We start from the raw sequence: 20,363 nt of genomic DNA, 5'->3' as shown, positions 1-20,363 counted from the left end.
AGTCCACCTGCGGCATGGCGCGGTCAAAGCCCACGTTCTTGTGCGTCAGACTCAACGAGAGGGCCACGGCGACATCAGCTTGAATGACGCCCAGCTTGCGGGCCGCCACCGCGATGCGCGTCTGGCAGCGGCAGTCCACGTTGTTCAGAGAGGCCGTCTTCGCAGCCGAGCCTACAGCTATGCCCAGATCAATATCGCGCAGGTTGCACTGCGGCCCTTCGAACTCAAACGGCTTGCTCTCGTTGCGCAGACCCTGCGTCGCCCGCATGAACTCGGCGCACGTGGAATAGCCGCACGCCCCGCAATCGTACACCGGCGGATACCAGTCCTTGAGGCCGATGAACAGAACGCAGTCCACTTTCTCCGCGACGTCGGCGTCACGGACCCAGATAGCTTCGCGCCGCTCGCGGGCCCGCGAGCGCATCCATTCCGCCAGAAGGTGAAGCGTCTGCCGGTCATCCACGATGACCGTCTCGACGAAGAGGGGCGACCCCTTCATGAACAGTTGCCCCCCGGACTTGGGGGCAGTGATGGCTGCCGCCACCATGAGTTTTGCTACCTGAAGCACCACGTCATGGCGGACGTCGCTGTACGACAGGTGATGACCAGACAGAGACTTCTCCACAGGTTCCCTCCCCTTTCTGTGGCGAATCCCGCGGCGGGCTAGCGCTGCGCCATGCCCACGCCCATGCCCATGTCCCATCCCGCCTGACGCAGCCCCCTGATGAAGTCAATATGCCCGCCGTGCTGCGCCTCGTGGTTGATGGTGTGGCGGAAGAGGCTGCCCACCAGCAGGTCAGGCCTCTGCGGCACAGGAACCCTGCTCAGGTCATTCGGCTGCAGCGTCGCGAGGTAGTCGCAGGTCTCCCTGCGCACCGCCTCGGGGAAGCGCAGCAGCGGCTCCAACCCCAGCCCTTCAATATGCCGTCGGTGCGCGTCCGTCAACTCCACCGCGCGCTGCACCTCCGGCACGCCCAGGCGCTCATACCACCTGTCGCGGACCCAGAGACCAGGCTCACGCCCCAGGTACTTATGCATGTGCGCGTCTTCCGCCAAGCCAATGTGCACCAGCAGCCAGCCGATGCTGTTGGCGTCAGGCGTCGGCCTCCACTCGACCTGCTCCGGCGTCAGGCCTTGCAGGCTGGCGAGCAGACGCTCGCGGCCCTGCTGCAACGACTGGCGGATGAACGTAATCGAGTCCAAGTCTCACCTCTGTCAGAAACGTAATGAGGGCCTCCGGTCGCCGGCTGGAATCGGGCGGGACGCCGGACGAGGCGCTAGTCCCCGACCTCGACGATGGCTTCCATCTCGACGGGCGCGCCTGCGGGAAGCTGGAAAACGCCCACCGCGGAGCGCGTGTGGCGCCCGCGTTCTCCGAAAACCTCCAGGAACAGGTCGGACGCGCCGTTCACCACCTTGGACTGGTCCAGGAAGTCTTCGGCGCAACTGACAAAACCGGTCACTTTGACCACCCGGACCACTTTGTCCAAGTTGCCTATTTCGTCCTTCAGGCTGCTGAGCATGCAGAGGGCCGCCTGACGCGCCCCCTGATAGCCCTCCTCCACGGGGATGTCCCGCCCTACCTTACCTTTATACACTTTGCCACCCGGGTAGTTCGGCAGGTGTCCGGACAGATAGACGTAATTCCCCGCGCGCAACGCCCGTACGTAGTTGCCCGCCGAAGGGCCCAGCTTGGGCAGGGAGAGGCCCATCTCTTGAAGACGTTTCTCAATCAGCATGCGCTCGCTCCTGAAGGGTAGCCAGATCCGTTATAGCGTTCTCAGGCTATGGCTTGGACACGAAGTCGGATGAACGCGACTCGTGGGCACGCGAGGCCTCGCCCAGAAGGGCGGGACGCACGGCCTGACGCCCGCGTTCTTCCCGTTGGACACGTTGTCGCGACTTGCTCTTCACCAAGCCGGACAGGTCCTCCAGCAGAGCGTAGACTACGGGCACCACGACCAGCGTGAGGAACATGGAACTCAGCACGCCGCCGATGATGACCACCGCCAGCGGCGACCGCGACTCGGCGCCCGCTTCCAGTTTCATAGCCAGCGGGATCATGGCGAACACCAGCGTGAACGATGTCATGAAGATGGGACGCAAGCGCGTGGCCCCCGCCTCCAAAATAGCCTCATGTTGGGCCACCCCTCGTCCCCGCAGTGTGTTCGTATAGTCCACGAGAAGAATGGCGTTCTTGGCCACCAGGCCCATCAAGAAAATCAAGCCAATCATGGAGAACATGTTGAGCGTGTTCCCCGTGACCAGCAGGCCGGTGAACGCGCCCACCAGCGCAAGGGGCAGCGAGAACATGATGGCCAGAGGGTGCAGCCAGTCCTCGTAAAGCGCAGCGAGAAGCATGTAGATGAGCACAATTGACATACCCAACGCTCCGAGAAGGGACGCAACGGCCTGGTTCAAACGGTCTGCCTGGCCCAGGAGAACTACCCGGTAGCCTGTGGGAACGGCCAGCTTGCTCGTCTGGGCCTGGATATCCCGCGCCACATCTCCCAGAGAGCGGCCCACCACGTTGGCGCTGATGCTCATGCGCCGCTGCTGACTGGCCCGGTCAATTTGGTTGGGCCCCGTCGCCTGCCGCAGCGTAGCAATCTGGTCCAGTCGCACAGTCTGCCCCGTGCTTGGCACAAATACGGGCAGCGCCCCAAGCTGCGTGGGCGTCATGGTGTCGGCGTCGGCCAGTTTCAGCCGCACATCGGACTGAGTCCCGTCCGGACGGTCAAACTGGGAGACTACGGTGCCCTGCACCGCCGTGCGGAGAACGCCGGCCACCTGCGCCGATGTCAGACCCAGATCAGCCATGCGCGACCTGTCCAGGACGGCCTGGACCTCCGGTACCCCTGCGTCCTGCTCCAGCCTCACATCAGTTGTTCCAGGCGTGTTGCGCACAATGACCATCACCTGGTCCGCAATACCGGCGAGGGTGTTCAAATCATCACCCAGAATACGCATGGAAATTGGAGAGCCACCGCCAAAGCTGCTCTGGACATTGCCGGTCAGCGTCATCCCCGGAATGGTGCGACCGATGCCTCTGACATCCTCCAAAACAGCCAACGTGGTCCGGGTGCGCTGCTGCTTGTCCACAAGCTGCACAGTCATGTTGCCAAAGGCCGCCTGCCCGCCGCCGCCACCTCCCCCGACGCCCACCGAACTGAAGACGTCCCTCACCTCCGGCAAACCCGCCAGACGCCCTTCAAGCCGCACCATCGCCTGGCTTGTTGCCTCCAGCGAGGAACCGGAGGGCATACGGACCTGGAGACTGAACTGGTTGTCGTCCTCGTTAGGGGCGAACTCGCTGCCCAGCAGGTTCAGCGGGATGAAGGCAATGGCGACGCCGAAAGCCACCGCGGCGCCCAGGAGCACAAGCGGCCGGTGGTTCAAAGCCCACCCCAGCGTCCTTCGGTACAACTGGCGCACGGCGTCTAAGGTGTTATCCGACCACTCGCCAAAGCCACGGAACGGCGCTAAAAGACCCCGCCGGACGCGGCGATTGACCTCATCCACCTTCTCGGGCTTGAGCCAGCGGGCGGCCAGCATAGGCGTCAACGTAAATGAAATGAACAGGGAGAACAGAGTAGCCACCACAATGGTCAAGCCGAACTCACGGAAGATCTGGCCCAGTGACCCTGACATGAAGGCGATGGGCAGGAACACCACCACGTCAACGAGGGTGATGGCGATGGCGGCCATGCCTATCTCACTGCGCCCTTTCAGCGCCGCCAGGACCGGCTCGTCGCCCAGCTTCAGATGGCGGTGGATATTCTCAAGGACAACGATGGAGTCATCCACCAGGATACCGATGAGAATCGCCAGGGCGAGCAGGGAGATGGTATTAAGACTGAATCCCATAAAGTACATGACAAGGAAGGTGGATATCAGAGACGTGGGTATAGCCAGAAGGACAATGAGCGTGTTACGCCACGCATGCAGGGAGACCAAGAGGACAAGGCCGCAGAGCAGCACGGCCATACCAAGGTCAAACTGGACCGCGTCAATGGCCGACTTGGTGTAGCGACTGGAGTCGTTGGCCACGTTGAAGACGACTCCTCGCGGCACAGTGCGTTGGAGACGGTCCATCTCGGCGCGCACGCTTTCCACCACATGGACGGTGTTCGCATCGCTCTGTTGAACGATGGAGAGGCCAATGCTGGGATTCCCATTGAACCGCTGAATATTGGTCTGATTTGCGTACGTATCCTTGATCTGAGCAACGTCCTTCAGTCGCACGTTACCCGCGGGGCCGCTGCTCACGACAATATCGCTGAACTGGTCCAGGTGGGTGAACAGGGCCGAGGTGCGGACCGAGTATTGGGTAAGCCCCTGCCGCACCGTGCCGCCTGGGCTGGTCAGATTGTCCGCCGCCATAGCGGCTTGCACCTGCAGAAGAGTGAGGCCATAGGCTTGCACCTTGACCGGGTCCACCTGGACCTGGACCTCTCGCCGAAGGCCGCCCACCAGAGTGACTTGCGCCACGCCAGGCAGAGACTGGATTCGGGGCGCAACGGTATTATTGGCCAGGTTATAGAGCTGATCAAGGGGCAGGCTGCCGGATAAAGCGACGTTCATGATCGGGAAGCTGCCAGAGTCCGCCTTGATCACGTCAGGCGGCGTGATATCGGCGGGAAGCCGGCTCTGGATGGACGCGACCTTCCGCGAAATATCCAGAGCCGCCTGGTTGACGTCCGCGTCCTCGCTTAGTCGGACCGTCACATTTGATTGTCCCTCACGGGACGTGGAGGAGATGTCGCTCACGCCCGACAGGCCGTTCATCGCAGTCTCAATGGGCTTGGTGACGAGCTGCTCCACGTCCTGAGCGGAAGCGCCCGGATAGCCGATTCGGATGGTCACGACCGGGAAATTGACCCTTGGGAAACGGCTCACCTGCAGCTTGGTATAGGCCACGCCGCCCATCAGGACCAGCGCCAGAATGAGCATGGTGATAGTGATGGGCCGCTTAACGGCCAGGCGGGTCAGTCCCATTGGTTCCCTCCTTGCCGGCTCCTAGCCGGAACGCCCTCCCGAAGGCTGTGCGCGAGGCTGCTGCACGGTTACCGAGTCCCCGTCATTCAGCAGGCCCTGGCCGGACACGACCAGGTCTTCTCCGGCCCGCAGACCGCTGCGAATCTCCGCGTTCTTGTCGTCCACAAGCCCCACTTCCACCATCCGGAGTTGGGCCTTGCCATCCTGGACGATAAACAGAGCGGACTGGTCGTTGCGCAGGAGCAGCGCCTCCTTGGGGACCAACACCACGTTGTCCCTGCGCGTGGCTATGCTGACCTGAGCGGACATGCCGGACTTGAGGTCTTTCGTGGGGGCCAACGGCTCCACCTGCACGGCAAAGGTATGCCGCTGGGCGTCGCCGCCGGGCGATATCAGGGTGATGCGCGCCTGCACCGTCTGGCCCGGCAGGGCCGGACTGGTCAGCGTCACCTGCTGGCCCTCCCGCAGCGACCCGATGCGCGCCTCCTCAATTCGGAAGGCGACCAGCGCGTCCTTGCTGACCAGAGTAGCGACGGGCGTCTGAGTGGACGCCAGCGCGCCTGGCGATAGGAACCGCTGCGTAAGGAAAGCGTCAAAGGGCGCGCGGACCCGCGTGTCCTCGATCTGCTGTTTCAACTGGCTGACCTGGGCCTGCGCCTGGTCAACGGCCGCCTGCGCCGCCTCCACGTCCTGGGCGGTGTACGGCTTCTGACGCAGCGCCAGGGTCTGCCCCGCCTGGGTCACCAAGTCCTTCTGAAGCTGCACGTCAAAGCTGGAGGGAGCCTTCAGGATGGCGAGGGTCTGCTCCGCCTGCGCCACTGCGGCCCGCGCGGCCGCCACGTCCGCCGGGTTCGGGCTCCTCAACAGGTTCAGCTTCACCTGAGCGGCGTCCAGGGCCGCCTGCGCCGAAGTCACGTTCGCCTCGGCAATGGCCACGTCGTTGGCGTTGGGCTTCACCAACTGGTCATATTTCGCTCTGGCGGAGTCCAGGGCGGCCTGCGCGGAGGCGATGTTGGATGTGGCGGAATTCAGGTCATTTGGAACAGGATTCTGAAGCGCGTCCACCTTTGCCTGGGCTGCGGCGACCGAGGACTGGGCCACTGCCGCGTCGCCCTGCGCCTTGCTCGTCTCAGTGCCCGTCGGCTGGCGGCCCAGGCTCTGGGGCAGGCTATTCAGCGTGGACCGCCGCGCGTCCAGAGTTGCCTGAGCGCTGGTGAGGCTGGAGTATGCCGCGCTTATGTCGGTGGGCGTGGGGTTCTTGAGCGTGTCCAGCTTGACCTGAGCGGACACAAGCGCCGCGTCCGCCGCGCTGACTGCGGCCTTGCTGGCGGCGATATCCGAGGCAGACGGGATCTTTAGCTGATTCAGCCGAGTCTTAACGATGTCGAGGGCCGCCTGGGCCGCGGCCACAGCGCTCTGGGCAGACTGCACGTCCGAGGACGTGGGGGTAAGGAGTTGGCTCAACCGGACTTTGACCGTGTCAAGCTGCGATTCGCTGATGGTGACCTGCTCCGCACGGGCGCCGCTCAACATGGAGTCCAGCCTCGTCTTGGCAGAGCTCAGTTGAGACGCGGCAATCGCCAAATCCTCCGGCTTGGACCCCGCCATCAGAGTGGCCAGCCGCGCCTGCACGGCCCGCAGCCCTGCTTGCGCCTGCTGAAGTTGCGCGTCCAGGACGTCGTGGCTCAACTCCGCGACGAGATCTCCCTTCTTGACCTCCGCCCCTATGTCCACGTATATCTTATCTATCCGGCCCGTTGACAGGGGCACCACGTTCACCTGTTCCTTGGACTGAACGTTGCCCGCGTAGGCGGTGGACACAGCGATGCCCCCTGTGCTGACCCGCACCGTACCTACGGCGACTGCGCGCGGCCCGGCGGCGGGCGGCTCTCCCTGCGCAGGGGCACAGGACGCCAGAAGGCCCACGCCGAACGCCGCCAGCACAATCAGCGAAAGAGGACGATGAAACCCCATGACGCTCCCGTTCCTTTCTGGATATGCCCGCCAGTCGCTTTAATATTTAACGATCGGGCCAGTGTTTGGTTAGCAGTTGATGATGATCTTTGGCCGAAACGCTCAACAGCAGGCCAATGCCGAGAGATGCGCCTTCCAGTCCAAGCCAATCACGCCAAGGTCCAATCACACGAAAGGCCGCCGCGGAGGCATGGCGCGCAGAGCGAATACAGGGGTCCAGTGAATGGGCCCCAAAAGGACTACAGTGACGCCTCAGCAAAGACGCCACAATTCCCACCAATCACGCTCCGCAGATGCCTTGGGCCAGGGTGCGCACGAAGGTTGGCAGATATTATAGCGTCCAGCGGGGGCGGATTGCAATCTGCCGACTGGCGCAGGGTGCGGCTCTCCAGTGACGAGGCCGCACGTTATGTCATGCCACTTTAAGTACTAAGAAGCGGACCTGGCTGCGGACTTGGCCCGGAGTCGTTCCTTGAGCGTCAGGGCCTTCTTGCGCAGACGAATGTTCTGGGGCGTGACCTCCAGCAGTTCGTCCCCCGCCATGAACTCCAGATACTGCTCCAGACTCAGGCGAACGGGCGGCACGAGCTTCACGGCGATATCAGCGCTGGACGCGCGCATGTTGGTCTGCTTCTTCTCTTTGCACACGTTGACCACGAGGTCGGTGTCGCGGGCATGCTCGCCCACCACCATGCCCTCATAGACCGCCGTGCCCGGGTCCACGAACAACTTGCCTCGCTCCTGCGCGTTGGCAATGCCGAAGCCTACCGCTTCACCCGCCTCGGCGGCCACGAGCACGCCACCGCGGCGATGCGGTATCTCCCCGTACCACGGCTCGTAGTCGGCGAACGTCGCCGCCACCGTCCCCTCGCCCCTGACGGCGGTGAGGAAAGAGCTGCGGAACCCTATGATTCCGCGGGACGGCGCAAGGAACTCCATGCGCACATGTCCCCTACCATCAGGTTTCATGTCGGTCATGCGGGCGCGGCGCGGGCCAAGCATCTCCGAGACCGTGCCCACGTGCGCTTCCGGGACCTCCACCACCACCTGCTCCACGGGTTCGTGCACCTCGCCGTTCACCACGCGCGTGATGACCTCCGGCTGGGACACTTCGAACTCGTACCCCTCGCGGCGCATGGTCTCAATGAGCACTGCAAGGTGAAGCTCGCCGCGGCCAGCGACAAGAAACTGGTCCGGGCTGTCCGTTTCCTGGACACGCAGACTCACGTTGGTCCGCAGTTCGCGGAAGAGGCGGTCCCTGAGCTGCCGAGATGTGCAAAAGCGTCCCTCGCGCCCGGCGAAGGACGACGCGTTCACGCTGAAGGTCATCTTGATGGTCGGAGGGCTGATCTCAATGACGGGCAGCGCTTCAGGATGGGCCGCGTCCGCGATGGTGTCGCCAATAGCGATGTCCTGTATGCCCCCCACGGCCACAATATCGCCCGCCGCCACCTCCTGGACCTCCGTGCGCTTCAGCCCGTGGAAGGTGAAAATATACGTCAGCTTGGCCGGGATGATTCGCCCGTCCCGCCTGATGTGGGCCACGGGCGTGTCCGCGCGCAGGCGTCCGCGGAAGACTCGACCGATAGCTATCTGGCCCTTGTGGCTGTCGTAGTCCAGCGTGGTCGCCAGCATCTGGGCGGGCCCCTCCAGGTCCACGCGCGGCGGAGGAACGAAGGAGAGTATCGCTTCAAAGAGCGGCGTCAGGTCGCGGCCAGGGTCCTCGGGCGCGAGGCTGGCGCGCCCCTCACGCCCCACGGCGTAAAGGACAGGGAAGTCCAGCTGGTCCATGTCCGTGGCCAGCTCCAGGAAGAGGTCCTGGGTCTGGGCCAGCACCTCCTGGTAGCGGCAGTCCGGCCTATCCATCTTGTTGATAACGACAATGAGCTTCAGCTTCCGCTCAAAGGCCTTCTTCAGCACGTAGCGGGTCTGAGGCATGACGCCCTCGGCCGAATCCACCAGAAGCAGAGCGCCGTCCGCCATGTTTACAACGCGCTCCACCTCGCCGCTGAAGTCAGCGTGGCCGGGCGTGTCTATAATGTTGATTTTGATGCCCTTGTACACGATGGCCGTGTTCTTGGCCAGGATGGTGATGCCCTTCTCCCGCTCCAGGGCGTTGCTGTCCATGATGAGATCGCCCACCTGCTCGTTCGAGCGGAAGATGTGGGACTGCCTGAGCAGGCCGTCCACCAGGGTGGTCTTGCCGTGATCAACGTGTGCGATGATCGCCACGTTGCGTATGTCAGTTCGCGTTGTCAGCGCCAAGCTATCAACTCCGTTCGGGTACTCCGGTGTCCGTGCTATCCAGGTGCCAAACATTTAGTATACCAGAATATGGTGGACGTCGCAGGGCTTTCATCGCTTGCGTCCACTTACAAGGAGATTGAACATGCTTCCGAATAAGCATAGAATGCCCCTAATCGGACGGCGGGTGTATATTGGCGGCGCATAGGGCGTCCTGCAAGAAGCCGGGAATTCAACAAGGCGCTCTAGCCACCGGCGGCTGAGCTTGGCGCTAGAAGGCGTCAACCGGTGAACGGAGCAAAGGTTCTATGATTAATCGCGCGGAAGGCTCTAAGTGGTACTCAAAGGATGATCCTCTTTTGCTTGAGCGATTCGAGCGCGAGGCGGATGAATGCCAAAAGCAAGTTGAAGCCAACCTCGCCACCGATCTGCAGTTCGTTCGGGTGAGCCTTTCAGCCGAATATCGAGTTGCTTGCTACTACCTGGGGATACTCTCCAAGCCAGACATCGCGCAACCATCTCCGCAATCAAAGATGCTTTTCTCAGCCTTTCATAAGAACCTCTTTGTCTTCTACTCATCGCTTTTACTCACCACGCGCGGTTTTTATGGACCTGCGCGCAGTCTTCTAAGACACGTATACGAATCATTGATTGTCGCCAAGTTTTGTGCCCTTGCCAGTGACCCATCCGTGTACTCGCACTGGGAGCAGGGGGAAACCGTCTATTTCACGAATAGCGTCCTTAAGAAGATCGCAGCGCCAGACAAGACGGTGTTCGACGAGTTTTGGAAACTCATGTGTCAGTTTTCTCATCCAACGATTTATGCGCAGCAGATCAGCATAGGTTGGGAAACGGATAAAGATGACATCAGGCTGAATTTCGTATTGTTGCGTGCTCTAATCGAGTGCCACTACCATCTCTTGAACTCCTACCTAATCACTCCTTCCATGAGGCACGTCGTTGAGCGGTACAGCGACGATGAAGAACTACGACGCCTGAAAGCTCTAATTCGAGCTTTGTTTAGAGAGTCCAGGGCATCCCTTCTTCCGCAGCCACGAAGACTTATTTCCAGCTATAAACGAACATGGAAGCTCATTTAGCTGGCAGGTGCCTTCCAACCCTTTGCTGCTCCTCGCCACGGATACATTGTGAGATGCAAAGCCGTACAAGAAGAAACAACGCCTTCATGTTTTTAGGGCTATTTGTACCTATTGCATCCGGGATTATAGGCGCTCTTCTAACATGGGTATTGGCAGAGCCTTCGAGATACTGAGAAGAGGCGATAAAGTGTAAATTCTGCGGCTCCGAATCACTGGTGGATTACCTTGGAAAGAAGGCGAAAGAAACCTCTACGCAAGAGAACCGTCTCTTGCGTCCACCCGCCACATCAGGCTAAAGTGAGCGGCGGACTTGCGCAGCCCAGGAGTATGCAATGCCTGACGCCCTCTCAGACTTGCGAGTCATCGAACTCGCACAGTTCATAGCCGGCCCCTACGCCGCCAAGCTGCTGGCCGACCTTGGAGCTGACGTCATCAAGGTGGAGCCGCCGCGTTCGGGCGACGTCTCCCGGCGCCACGGGCCGTTCCCCGACGACGTGCCGCACCCTGACCGCAGCGGCCTGTTCTTTTACCTGAACACGAACAAGCGCGGGCTTGCCCTGGACATCGCAACGCCAACGGGAGCCAGCATCCTTGGCCAGCTCTTGCGCACGGCGGACATTCTCATCACCGACCACACGTCCGCCGAGGCGCGGCGACTGGGTCTCACCTTCAGCAGCCTCCGCAGGCTCAATCCGCGCCTCATCGTCACATCCATCACGTATTTCGGATGGACCGGCCCGTACAGGAGCTACCGCGGCTCCGACCTTGTGGCGTGGCAGGCCAGCGGGAAGGGCTACTACACGCCGGAGGGCATCACCGACCCCGAACGAGAGAACCCGCTGAAGGCGGGCGGACACCAGGCGGATTTCATGGGTGGGGTCAACGCCGCCGCCGCCACCCTCTCCGCGGTGTACCAGCGGTGGCTCACCGGCAAGGGGCAGCATGTGGACCAATCCGTTCGCGAGGCTGTCGCGACAACCTTCTTCGCGTTCCCCATGAACTACTTCTACGGCGCGCCGCTGCCCTCGCGTCTCACTGAGTCGGCGGGAGCGGTCGGCGCCGCCATGGGCCTGATCGAATGTTCCAACGGCCTGCTTCAGCTTTCCATGCTGGCGGACCACCAGTGGCAGGGGTTCGTGAAGGCCATGGGCGAGCCCGAGTGGACGAAGGACCAGCGCTTCCGGAAGGGGACGAGCAGGGCGAGAAACTGGGTTGCCCTGCGAGAATATGTCGAGCAGTGGACGAAAGCCAGAACGAAGGAGGAGGTGACCCGCCTCGCCCAGGCCCAGCGGGTGCCCGCCATGCCCGTCAACAACGCCGCGGACATCCTCGCCTCAGACCACCTTCGGCAGCGCGGCTCCCTCGTGGAGTTCTCGTATCCCCAAGCGGGGACTGTGCGTCTCCCCGGCCCAGCGTACAAACTCTCCGCCACGCCTGTGACGTGGCGCAGGCCACCGCCGCGCCTCGGCGAACATACCGCGGAGATACTGGGAGAAATGGGCTATTCCCGCGACGATGTCGTCCGGCTCTACCGGAGTGGCGTTGTATGAACCTCAACGCGAGGAAGACCGTGCCAAACAATGCGAAACGCTCAACCCTCCCCCTGGCAGAAATACGTGTCGCGGACTTCAGCTGGCTTGCCGCCGGGCCGCTCGCCACTCGCTTTCTGGCCACGATGGGCGCCGAAGTGGTCCGCGTGGAGAGCCGGAAGCGCGTGGACCAGCTCAGACAAATAGGGCCGTACCCGGACGGCATCCACGGCATCAATAGGTCGCCCCACTTCAATCTGCTCAACTACTCCAAGTTGAGCATGACGTTGGACCTGAGCACGCCGCGCGGAGCGGACATGGCCCGCCGCCTGGTAATGGTCAGCGACGTGGTTGTGGAGAACTTCGCGGCGGGGGTACTGGAGCGCTTGGGCCTCGGATGGGAGGACGTGCGCCGCAGCCGCCCTGACATCGTTTATCTCAGCAGCTCGGGGCTGGGGAGAGCAGGTCCCGCCAAGCATTACGTCGCTTACGGCATGACCCTGCACGCCTTCAGCGGCGTCACCCACGCCACGGGCTACGCGGGCCAGCCTCCCCGACCTCTGAGCGGCACCTGGGCCGACCCTGTCACGGCGGTCACGATGGCCTACGCCATTCTGGCCGCGCTGCACCACAGGCGGCGCACAGGCCAGGGCCAATACATTGACCTGGCCATGAGCGACGCGATGCTGGCCATCACGCCGGAGCAGGTGATCAAGTGTAGCTTGACAGGACGCGTTCCTGAGCGCAGCGGCAATTTCGAGGAGATAGCGGTCCCGCACAACACCTATCGCTGCCGGGGCGACGACTCCTGGGTCGCAATCGCGGTGCGCGACGAGGCGGAATGGCACGTGTTCTGCCGCGCCACCGGCCATCGCGAGTGGGCCGCCGACTCTCGCTTCGCCGACGCCTACGCCCGCCGTTGCAACGAGGCAGAGATGGACAGAGCGATAACGGCATGGACAAGGGAACACACCGCGCGGGATGTCACCGAGAGGCTCCAGAAGGTGGGTGTGGCGGCATTCCCCTGTCTGACAGCGATGGACGTCATCCAGGACCCGCAGCTCCGGGCGCGCGACTTCTTCGTGACCGTGAACCACCCGGAGGTGGGCGAGCGCCCCGTCCTGGGCCATCCGTGGCGCATGAGCAGCATGAAGACCCCCAACTACGAGCCCGCGCCGCTCCTTGGACAGCACAGCGCTTACGTGTTGCGCGACGTGCTGGGGTTGCCCACCGACGAGGCGCAGCGCCTGGTTGACGAGAAGGTCGTGTACTAGCCCGCGGGCGGCTCTCCCGCGCGGCGCACCACAATCTCGCCGATGCCCACGTCCAGGTCGAGGCGCACGCGCCGCTCCGCCTGGGCGTAGTCCGGCGACGTCACGTGCAGCTCGCGGCCAAATCCCTGCGCCGTCTGCTCAAGGACGTGCAGATCGCCGATGCCTACAGCGGCGTTGATGTCCACCGCCAACGCTTCGGGCAGAAGCACCTGAAGAGAACCCATGCCCGCGTGCGCCCGCGCCGTCGCCTCACCGGACGCGACCGTGGCGCGCGTCAGGTCCACCGTCAGACGCCCCATGCCAATCTCGTACGTCGCCTCCTTCAGGTCAAAGGGAGAGTCGCCTATGCGCACGTCCCCCGCCGCGCGGCCATGCCCGTGCTCGCATCGCCAGATCCGCCGCGCCCCGCCGCGGGCCATGATGCCGACGCCCAGCACGACAAGCAGCAGCGCCCATGCGACACCCCAACCATTGTTCTCCCGCAGCGAGAAGACGCCCAGGTTGTGCAGCGCCAGGATGCCGCCCAGCGCGAGGAAGTACAGGCCGAACAGAATCGTCCACATGTCGTACTCCCCGCTACTGCTTGCGCGCGTGTCCGCCCCATCGGAGCAGCAACGACAGTCCAATGAGGACCAAGAAGAGGGGCGCCGCGATGCTCCACAGGTCCCTTGCCCTCAGCGCAATGATCCCCAGTGTATCCAGGAGCCAGAGGGCGCCGACCGCCACGAAGAACAGGCCGAAGAGGGCTCTCCGGAAGCTCATAGCTCCTCCTTTCCGGTCATCTGCTTCTATTATCGCATGTCCTTCCGCCCGGTCCGCTCGTCCTGTCCGAAGGACTCTCCGCCTTGCGGAGTCCGATGCTTCGCTCGGACCATTCGGAGAGCCTGTCGAAGGACGAGTGAGGAAGACCACGCTCAGGACAAGCTTTGCGGAGCTTCCAGCCCGAGAACGGATGGGCTGTAGGGTTCGCCGAGCTTAAGTGACTATGAGCGGCGCGGCTTCTGCTTGACGCAGTGCGTCGGAGCAGCCACAATGCGGACATGCCTTCGGAGCAACCTCAGGACGTTCTCTTAGCCACCACGAATCCCGCCAAGGCCGCCAAGCTCGCGTGGGCGCTGGCGGGTCTCGGCCTGTCGCTGCGCACGCTGCGCGACATACCGCCCGCGCTGGAGCCAGAGGAGACGGGCGTCACCTTCGAGGAGAACGCACGCATCAAGGCGGCCTGCTGGTCGCGCCGGGCGGACTGCCTGGCGATGGCGAGCGACGGCGGCGCCGCCATCCCGGTCCTGGGCGAGCGGTGGAACGCGCTCCAGACGCGCCGCAACGCGGGCGAGCACGCCACCGACGAGGAGCGCATCCAGCGCCTTCTGGACATGATGCAGCCCTGTCACGGCCAGGAACGTCGTATCTACTGGACGGAGGCCCTCGCCGTCGCCGAGCGCGGGCGCGCGCTGGCGTCCTGGCGGGCGGACGGCGACGAAGGCTATCTGGCCGAGCGCTACGATCCCGCGCGACGGCGCATCCCCGGCTTCTGGGTCGCCAGCTTGTTCTACTACCCCAGGTTCGGAAAGTGCTACGCCGAGCTATCGCCGGTAGAGCTTGCGCAGGTGGACACGAGCTGGCGCACGCTGAAGGAACGGGCGCAGGCGTGGTTCAAAGACAGATGGCACACATAAGCGAGTCTATATCTGCCTCTCAATCGATTCTACAAGCCTCGAAATTTGTGCAAGCATCTCCTGTGTTCTTTGCTCCGTCAAAAACTCCTTGACCTCTTGGCCGAGCTTGCCCATCTTTAGCCCTTCCACCGCCTTTTGATCCAGCCTTCCTCCCCTGTGGACTATTGCATGTCGTATTTCAAAAACTTCTCGAAGGCTGCCTTCCTTGACATCACCAAATAGATTGAGTCCCAGTTCTTTGCTCCACTGATTCAACCGACCTATGTTTTCCAATTTCCCCTTTTTCCAATCTCCTTTTTTCTGTTGGTAGACTCCCTCCAAATAAATCTCTAGAGCCGTTACTGCTATTACTATGACCATTTCACACAAAACATCATCCACAGTTGTGGCCCATTTATCTATCATAGCCTTGAATTCGTTCAACGGAGGAGGAAGAGGAGGCAAAAGGTTTGTCGCGTTTTCTATTGGTCTGCGTTTTTCTGCAATCTCGCGCAATTGAAGCAAAGCGCGCGCTTTCCCGAGTACGTAATCAAATTCCGCCTTCACGCTCCTATCTGCACCCATGTTTTACTTCTCCTGCTCATTGGTGAGATTTGTGCTACACAGGCAAGTAACCCTATTTTCAAGGCAATCCGATGTGTGTTCCACCACTGCCCTCCCGCGCCAGCACAAGGCCGTCCCGCGCCAGGCCATCCACCAGCGCCCGCAGCCACGAAGCGTCGGCGGGCGTGTAGCCAGGCTTGACGGCCACACCCATGGCGTCCAGCGCCAGCCAGCCGTCTGGCGGCAGCGCCCGCAGCGCGTCCACGATGCGCCCCCGATAATAGCGCGTCGAGTGCTTGAACGGCGGCTGCACCCGGTACACGGCGCGCGACTCGCTGACCGCTCGCTCCGGCGCCACGCCCCCCGTTCGGGCCAGCGCAGGGCGGGCGCGGCACTCCTCGCGCGCGGGGCAGACACGACACGAGGGGCGCTCCGTGGTGCAGATCGTCGCCCCAAGGTCCATGAGCGCCTGGTTCCAGTCGTAGGCGCGGCCAGCGGGCAGCGCGCGCTCCGCCAGGACCGCGACGCGCGGCGGCGGCGACACGGGCAGCAGCTCGCCCAGCAGCAGGCGGGCCAGCACGCGCCGGATGTTGGTGTCAACGACGGTCACCTCCTGCCGCAGAGCGAAGCACGCCACCGCCCGCGCGGTGTACGGGCCTATCCCCGGCAAGGCAAGCAGCCCGTCAAGCGTCTCCGGCAGGCGTCCGCCGCGCGCCACGACCTCATTCGCCAGGCGGTGCAGGTTCACCGCGCGCCGGTTGTAGCCCAGAGGCGACCACGCGCGGATGACCCCCGCGACGTCCGCCGACGCCAGCGCCTCGAAGGTGGGAAAGCGCGACAGGAATTCCTTGTATTTGGGCAATACCCGATCAACACCCGTCTGCTGGAGCATCACCTCGGAGACGAGGATGGCGTACGGGTCCGCCGTGCGACGCCACGGCAGGTCGCGCTGCTCCCGCGCGTACCAGTCGAGGACGGCGCGCTGGACGCGGGCGAGGAGGTTGGCATCTACGGCCACGGTCTTGGGAGAGATTGTGCGTTTCACAGTTACACCTGTGCAATTATAATGGAGCCGCCATGCTGACCGATTGCCACACTCACCTTGACCAGTACGCGCCCGCGGAGCTGCCCGGCATCCTGAACCGCGCGCGACAGGCTGGCGTCGGGTCCATCATTGTAGCGGGCGTGACCGTGGACTCGTCCGCGGAGGCGGTGCGCCTGGCCGAAGCACACGACCTGCTGTGGGCGGGCGTCGGCATCCATCCCACCGAGCTGAAAGCGCCCGTAAGCGAGAGCGACATCGAGGCGCTGCGACGGCTGGCGCTCTCCAGTCGCCGCGTGGTCTGCGTCAGCGAGACCGGGCTTGACCGCATGGAAGGCTCGCCGGACTGGCGGATGCAGATGGACGCGTTCCGGGCGCAGATCGCCCTGGCGCGAGAACTGCGGCTGCCGCTCATCGTCCACACGCGGGATTGCTACGACGAAACGCTGGCGCTCCTTCGGAGGGAGCACGTGGAGGACGTGCGCGCGGTGCAGCACTACTTCCAGGGCGACGAGCGCGCGGCGCGGGCCTGCCTGGACATGGGTATCGCCCTGTCGCTCGCCAAGCCGCTCCTGCGTCTGCCGCACCTGCAGGAGATCGTCAGGTGGCTGCCGCCGGAGAGCATGGTACTGGAGACGGACAGCTATCCGCAACCCTTCAAGAAAAAGCGCGAGAACTGGACGGAGCCGAAGGACGTGCGGCTGGTGGCCCGGAAGGTCGCCGAGCTGCGCGGCGTGACGTTGGACGAGGTGGAGCGGCAGACGGAGGCGAACCTGTCCCGCATCCTGCGACGGCCTGCGCCTGGCGCGTAGAACTCATTTCGAAAATCGCTGCTCATGGTGAGCCTGCCTGCCCTGAGCAGAGCCGAAGGGTCGAACCATGAGCAACAACCGACCGAATGTTTTCGGAATAGCTTCTAGTGCGCCGCTAGCGTCCTGTCCTGAAATACCTGTACAAAGTTGTCGTTGCGAGGAGTCCTTCCGCAGAAGGACGACGAAGCAATCTGGGAGAGGGGTGGACCCCGCCGCCAGATTGCCACGGCCCTTCTTCGTCGGGCCTCGCAATGACATCTATAACGGACTTCGGAGACACCATACTAGCGGGCAGGCTTCGTTGTCCGACACTCCTGTCGGAAGGCGTGCATCACCTCGTGGGCCGCCTGATAGTCGCGGACGCCGCCCTTGAGGACAGGTGGCACAAGGTAGAAATGCGTGAGGCCGTGCGCCGCGAAACTGGACAGAAGCTCCAGCGCAATGTCCGCGCCCGCGCGTCCCTGGTCAAGCTCGTGTTGCATTGACGAGGGGATATCGCCGAAGGTGAGACCGTCCTTCCGCAGGATCTGGATGCCGTAGAAAACCGGAGCGGCGAGCTTACAGCCCGCTGTTGAATGATATGCCTCCAGGAACTGACGGGCCAGGCGGGGGTCGTAAAGCGACTGCGTAATAAAGAAATCGGCGCCGGCGTCCACCTTGCGCCGGGCCAGCGCCGCCTCGCGCTCGACGCCTCTGCCCAGGTCCAGCACCGCGCCGACGCAAAAGTCGGTCTGCGTCCGGAGCCGCAGCCCTTTGAAGTCTGTGCCCTGGTTCATCAGCTTGATGGCCCTGATGAGGTCGGTGGGCGTGGTGTCAGCCACGCCTCTGACCATCGTCAGCTCGTTCTCGGTGAAGTCGTCGCCCTTGACCACGACCACGTTCTCCAACCCCAGCGCCTGGGCGCCCAGCAGGTAGCTCTGGAGAGCCAGCTTGTTCATGTCCCGGCAGGCGAGGTTGAACACAACCTCTTTACGCGTGTGGTCGCGGATGACCGCCGCGGCCACGGCGGGCGTAACGCGCACGGACTTGCCGGGGTTATACGCAACACAGACGAAGTCAGCGTCCATGTCGCGCACCGACTCCACATACGCCAGGTCAACGCCGCGCGGGGGAGAGAAGTCGCACAGGAACACAGCTTGGCCTGCCTTCCGAGCGGCTGCGTCAGTCACTTTAGTCATATCCGGCAATTATAGCATGCCCCCTTCGCCAGGCGCTGAGTGGCGAGCAGCCGGTTTTGAACCAGGCGCGCATCTGTCGTAGAGTTGACAAGACAGGTAGAGCAAGGATACAATGCTGTCGCCTCGTCGTCGAGGACTAGATTCGTTTGTTATATCCATGGAGGAAGCGTCAGAATGGTACGAATACGGCTCCGGCGCGTGGGGGCGAAGAAAAAGCCAAGCTACCGAATTGTGGTCGCGGACTCCAGGGCGCCACGCAACGGGGCTTTTGTCGAGGTAATCGGCCAGTACGACCCTCGTACCGACCCGCCGACGGTAAAGGTGGACGCGGAAAAGGCGGCGCGGTGGCTTAAGATGGGAGCTCAGCCTTCGGACACGGTGGCGCTGCTCTTCAAGAAGGCGGGCCTCGAGAAAGGCTGAACGGGCTATGAAGGAACTGGTGGAATTCATCGCCAGGTCTATCGCCGATAAGCCTGATGCCGTCAAAGTCACGGAGGTCCAGGAGGCCGACCGGGTCATCTTCAAACTTGAGGTGGACCCGGAGGACAAGGGCAAGGTCATTGGCAAGCAAGGACGCGTGGCCCAGGCCATACGGACGTTGCTCCGCGTGGCCGCGATCAAGAAGGGCACGCGGGCCATGCTTGAAATAGTTTAGCTGGGGTCGTAAACGGCTCCCGCCCGTGCGGAGCGGTCACGGGCAAGCCCAGGCGCGGGCTTCCTCGTCAGAAAGGAAAGCCTGCGCCTCCTCTGTTTTTGCACGGGTCGGGCCAAAGCCTTCCGGCGCCGCGCCGACGGCGAACGCACCGGTACGAGCAACACTCCGGTATCATCACGCTCGGCAATTCAAGCCTCTTTGTATTTACCGCACGTCTGGCGCTCAGACGGCATCCGTAGTAAAATGGCGTAGGAAACGGTCCAGCCGTGGCGCTGGGCCGTTAGTTTTGACGCCAGCGTAGCTCAGTGGTAGAGCAGCGGTTTCGTAAACCGCAGGTCGTGGGTTCGAATCCCACCGCTGGCTCCACAGCATCGCCGATATGCGAGGACGTAACGTGAGCAAACTGGTGGAGCGACTGGAGAAGCTCGCCCACGGCGTGAATCAGCCGATGGGCTTCGGCTTCCACGCAGCCCAGCCCAAGACGCCGAGCCTCCTCACCATTGCCCTCCTGGACAAGGAGAACCCCAGGACGGCCGCAGCCGCAGCCAGCGCGGGCGCCGACTTCATAGTTGTCCCCGTATCCGCTGCGAACATTAAGGACCTTGGGGCTACATTCAAGGCAGCCGAGTCCGTGTCCTGCGGGGTCCTCTGCCACGACCTGAGCGCGGAGCACATACCGGCGCTCAAGGAAGCCGGCTGCGACTTCCTGGTCTTCGAGCCGCAGCAGGCGCCCATGTCCATCCTCCGCGACGAAGAGATGGGCAAGGTGCTCGTCCTGGACAACCTCATGGAGGACACCCTCGCGGCCACCGCGGAGCAACTGGAAGTGGACGCCGTCCTGCTGGACTTGGGGGACCCCCCGCTTACGATTCAGCGGGTCATGGTCTTCCAGCGCACCGCGGGGCTTACCAGCAAGTCTGTCATCGCTGTGGTGCCGGCCACCCTGTCCATCGCCGAGGTGGAGGTGCTGCGCGACATGGGTGTCCAGGGGCTGGCCGTTCGGGTGAAGGACGTCAAGTCCGCCGAAGCCATAAGCGACCTGCGTAAGGCCGCGGAGGGCCTTGCGCCCCCCAAAAAGAAAAAGATGAAGGCGAATGCCATCGTGCCCAGAATCGCTCTCCGCACCGCGCCAGACGAGGATGGGGAGGAAGAGGAGGAGGAAGAGTAGCCTCCTCCGACCAATGGGAAGACTCAAAGCCTTACAGTCTCTTTGGCTTCGGCGCAGCGACCACAACCAGCGTCACGAAGGCAGCGCGGACCACGCCGAGAGCCCCCATATAGCCCCACATCCTACACTGAACGCGTCCGCCAGCGCCCCGGCGAGCACGCTTCCCAGCG

At 63.0% G+C, this 20,363-nt stretch carries 19 protein-coding genes and 1 tRNA gene; 9 read left to right on the top strand and 11 right to left on the bottom strand.

Annotated features, from left to right (window positions below):
• The 6 genes from Q7T26_09390 to typA all read right to left on the bottom strand — a co-directional run.
• Positions 1-625 (bottom strand): DUF2148 domain-containing protein (locus Q7T26_09390; protein MDO8532356.1); only part of this gene is annotated, 625 nt, incomplete at its 3' end.
• A gap of 38 nt (positions 626-663) precedes the next feature.
• Positions 664-1,203, bottom strand: a complete 540-nt coding sequence (locus Q7T26_09385) for a DinB family protein (GenBank protein MDO8532355.1) — start codon at positions 1,201-1,203, stop codon at positions 664-666.
• Between the two features lie 74 nt (positions 1,204-1,277).
• The gene (locus Q7T26_09380) at positions 1,278-1,739 is read right to left on the bottom strand and encodes a RidA family protein (protein MDO8532354.1); all 462 of its coding nucleotides are present in this window, start codon (positions 1,737-1,739) and stop codon (positions 1,278-1,280) included.
• A gap of 46 nt (positions 1,740-1,785) precedes the next feature.
• On the bottom strand, positions 1,786-4,998 hold the full coding sequence (locus tag Q7T26_09375; protein ID MDO8532353.1) for an efflux RND transporter permease subunit: 3,213 nt from the start codon (positions 4,996-4,998) through the stop codon (positions 1,786-1,788).
• Between the two features lie 21 nt (positions 4,999-5,019).
• Positions 5,020-6,972 (bottom strand): efflux RND transporter periplasmic adaptor subunit, encoded by a 1,953-nt coding sequence (locus Q7T26_09370; protein MDO8532352.1) that lies wholly within the window; start codon positions 6,970-6,972, stop codon positions 5,020-5,022.
• Positions 6,973-7,401: 429 nt separating this feature from the next.
• Positions 7,402-9,237 (bottom strand): translational GTPase TypA, encoded by a 1,836-nt coding sequence (gene typA / locus Q7T26_09365; protein MDO8532351.1) that lies wholly within the window; start codon positions 9,235-9,237, stop codon positions 7,402-7,404.
• 287 nt (positions 9,238-9,524) lie between these two features.
• Here typA and Q7T26_09360 point away from each other — a divergent pair, with 287 nt between their 5' ends.
• From Q7T26_09360 to Q7T26_09350, 3 genes are all read left to right on the top strand, one after another.
• Complete coding sequence (locus Q7T26_09360; protein MDO8532350.1) at positions 9,525-10,316, top strand: hypothetical protein; 792 nt, start codon at positions 9,525-9,527, stop codon at positions 10,314-10,316.
• A gap of 332 nt (positions 10,317-10,648) precedes the next feature.
• Positions 10,649-11,866, top strand: coding sequence for a CoA transferase (locus Q7T26_09355; protein MDO8532349.1), 1,218 nt, complete (start codon positions 10,649-10,651; stop codon positions 11,864-11,866).
• Entirely contained in the window at positions 11,863-13,119 is a 1,257-nt protein-coding gene (locus Q7T26_09350) for a CoA transferase (GenBank protein ID MDO8532348.1), read from the top strand. The genes Q7T26_09355 and Q7T26_09350 overlap by 4 nt, the downstream gene beginning before the upstream one ends.
• Here the strand turns inward: Q7T26_09350 and liaF are convergent.
• Together liaF and Q7T26_09340 are read right to left on the bottom strand one after the other, a co-directional pair.
• Positions 13,116-13,682 carry a cell wall-active antibiotics response protein LiaF gene (gene liaF, locus Q7T26_09345; protein MDO8532347.1) on the bottom strand — a complete coding sequence of 189 codons (567 nt, stop codon included), beginning with the start codon at positions 13,680-13,682 and terminating at the stop codon, positions 13,116-13,118. The two genes, Q7T26_09350 and liaF, sit on opposite strands and share 4 nt — an antisense overlap.
• A 13-nt stretch (positions 13,683-13,695) precedes the next feature.
• Positions 13,696-13,881: a DUF5668 domain-containing protein gene (locus Q7T26_09340; GenBank protein MDO8532346.1), complete on the bottom strand. Its 186-nt coding sequence runs from the start codon at positions 13,879-13,881 to the stop codon at positions 13,696-13,698.
• Positions 13,882-14,159: 278 nt separating this feature from the next.
• Here Q7T26_09340 and Q7T26_09335 point away from each other — a divergent pair, with 278 nt between their 5' ends.
• Positions 14,160-14,795, top strand: coding sequence for a non-canonical purine NTP pyrophosphatase (locus Q7T26_09335; protein MDO8532345.1), 636 nt, complete (start codon positions 14,160-14,162; stop codon positions 14,793-14,795).
• 6 nt (positions 14,796-14,801) lie between these two features.
• On the opposite strand, the gene Q7T26_09330 is transcribed toward Q7T26_09335, so the two are convergent.
• Both Q7T26_09330 and Q7T26_09325 read right to left on the bottom strand, forming a co-directional pair.
• The gene (locus tag Q7T26_09330) at positions 14,802-15,359 is read right to left on the bottom strand and encodes a hypothetical protein (protein ID MDO8532344.1); all 558 of its coding nucleotides are present in this window, start codon (positions 15,357-15,359) and stop codon (positions 14,802-14,804) included.
• 58 nt (positions 15,360-15,417) lie between these two features.
• Positions 15,418-16,383, bottom strand: coding sequence for an A/G-specific adenine glycosylase (locus Q7T26_09325; protein ID MDO8532343.1), 966 nt, complete (start codon positions 16,381-16,383; stop codon positions 15,418-15,420).
• Positions 16,384-16,415: 32 nt separating this feature from the next.
• Here Q7T26_09325 and Q7T26_09320 point away from each other — a divergent pair, with 32 nt between their 5' ends.
• Positions 16,416-17,192, top strand: a complete 777-nt coding sequence (locus Q7T26_09320) for a TatD family hydrolase (GenBank protein ID MDO8532342.1) — start codon at positions 16,416-16,418, stop codon at positions 17,190-17,192.
• 284 nt (positions 17,193-17,476) lie between these two features.
• On the opposite strand, the gene Q7T26_09315 is transcribed toward Q7T26_09320, so the two are convergent.
• Positions 17,477-18,370, bottom strand: a complete 894-nt coding sequence (locus Q7T26_09315) for a methylenetetrahydrofolate reductase (GenBank protein MDO8532341.1) — start codon at positions 18,368-18,370, stop codon at positions 17,477-17,479.
• 174 nt (positions 18,371-18,544) lie between these two features.
• Between Q7T26_09315 and rpsP the strand changes: the two genes are divergently transcribed.
• The 4 genes from rpsP (at position 18,545) to Q7T26_09295 (ending at position 20,193) form a co-directional block, all read left to right on the top strand.
• Positions 18,545-18,790, top strand: coding sequence for a 30S ribosomal protein S16 (gene rpsP, locus Q7T26_09310; protein MDO8532340.1), 246 nt, complete (start codon positions 18,545-18,547; stop codon positions 18,788-18,790).
• Positions 18,791-18,797: 7 nt separating this feature from the next.
• Complete coding sequence (locus tag Q7T26_09305) at positions 18,798-19,025, top strand: KH domain-containing protein (protein MDO8532339.1); 228 nt, start codon at positions 18,798-18,800, stop codon at positions 19,023-19,025.
• A gap of 291 nt (positions 19,026-19,316) precedes the next feature.
• A tRNA-Thr gene (locus Q7T26_09300) sits at positions 19,317-19,391 on the top strand.
• A 28-nt stretch (positions 19,392-19,419) separates the two neighbouring features.
• A complete protein-coding gene (locus Q7T26_09295) occupies positions 19,420-20,193 on the top strand; it encodes a hypothetical protein (protein ID MDO8532338.1) in 774 nt (257 codons plus the stop codon).
• The last annotated feature ends 170 nt before the right edge of the window (positions 20,194-20,363 follow it).

It is taken from the genome of Dehalococcoidia bacterium (assembly GCA_030648205.1).
GTDB lineage: Bacteria > Chloroflexota > Dehalococcoidia > JAUSIH01 > JAUSIH01 > JAUSIH01.
Note: the sequence above shows the minus strand (reverse complement) of the source record. Positions and strands in the feature narration are given on the sequence as shown.

Excerpts from the sequence above, each read along its gene's own strand:
- Q7T26_09380 (MDO8532354.1), bottom strand. The coding sequence starts at position 1,739 with ATGCTGATTGAGAAACGTCTTCAAGAGATGGGCCTCTCCCTGCCCAAG.
- Q7T26_09375 (MDO8532353.1), bottom strand. The coding sequence starts at position 4,998 with ATGGGACTGACCCGCCTGGCCGTTAAGCGGCCCATCACTATCACCATG.
- Q7T26_09370 (MDO8532352.1), bottom strand. The coding sequence starts at position 6,972 with ATGGGGTTTCATCGTCCTCTTTCGCTGATTGTGCTGGCGGCGTTCGGC.
- Q7T26_09360 (MDO8532350.1), top strand. The coding sequence starts at position 9,525 with ATGATTAATCGCGCGGAAGGCTCTAAGTGGTACTCAAAGGATGATCCT.
- Q7T26_09355 (MDO8532349.1), top strand. The coding sequence starts at position 10,649 with ATGCCTGACGCCCTCTCAGACTTGCGAGTCATCGAACTCGCACAGTTC.
- Q7T26_09350 (MDO8532348.1), top strand. The coding sequence starts at position 11,863 with ATGAACCTCAACGCGAGGAAGACCGTGCCAAACAATGCGAAACGCTCA.
- liaF (MDO8532347.1), bottom strand. The coding sequence starts at position 13,682 with ATGTGGACGATTCTGTTCGGCCTGTACTTCCTCGCGCTGGGCGGCATC.
- Q7T26_09340 (MDO8532346.1), bottom strand. The coding sequence starts at position 13,881 with ATGAGCTTCCGGAGAGCCCTCTTCGGCCTGTTCTTCGTGGCGGTCGGC.
- Q7T26_09335 (MDO8532345.1), top strand. The coding sequence starts at position 14,160 with ATGCCTTCGGAGCAACCTCAGGACGTTCTCTTAGCCACCACGAATCCC.
- Q7T26_09330 (MDO8532344.1), bottom strand. The coding sequence starts at position 15,359 with ATGGGTGCAGATAGGAGCGTGAAGGCGGAATTTGATTACGTACTCGGG.
- Q7T26_09320 (MDO8532342.1), top strand. The coding sequence starts at position 16,416 with ATGCTGACCGATTGCCACACTCACCTTGACCAGTACGCGCCCGCGGAG.
- Q7T26_09315 (MDO8532341.1), bottom strand. The coding sequence starts at position 18,370 with ATGACTAAAGTGACTGACGCAGCCGCTCGGAAGGCAGGCCAAGCTGTG.
- rpsP (MDO8532340.1), top strand. The coding sequence starts at position 18,545 with ATGGTACGAATACGGCTCCGGCGCGTGGGGGCGAAGAAAAAGCCAAGC.
- Q7T26_09305 (MDO8532339.1), top strand. The coding sequence starts at position 18,798 with ATGAAGGAACTGGTGGAATTCATCGCCAGGTCTATCGCCGATAAGCCT.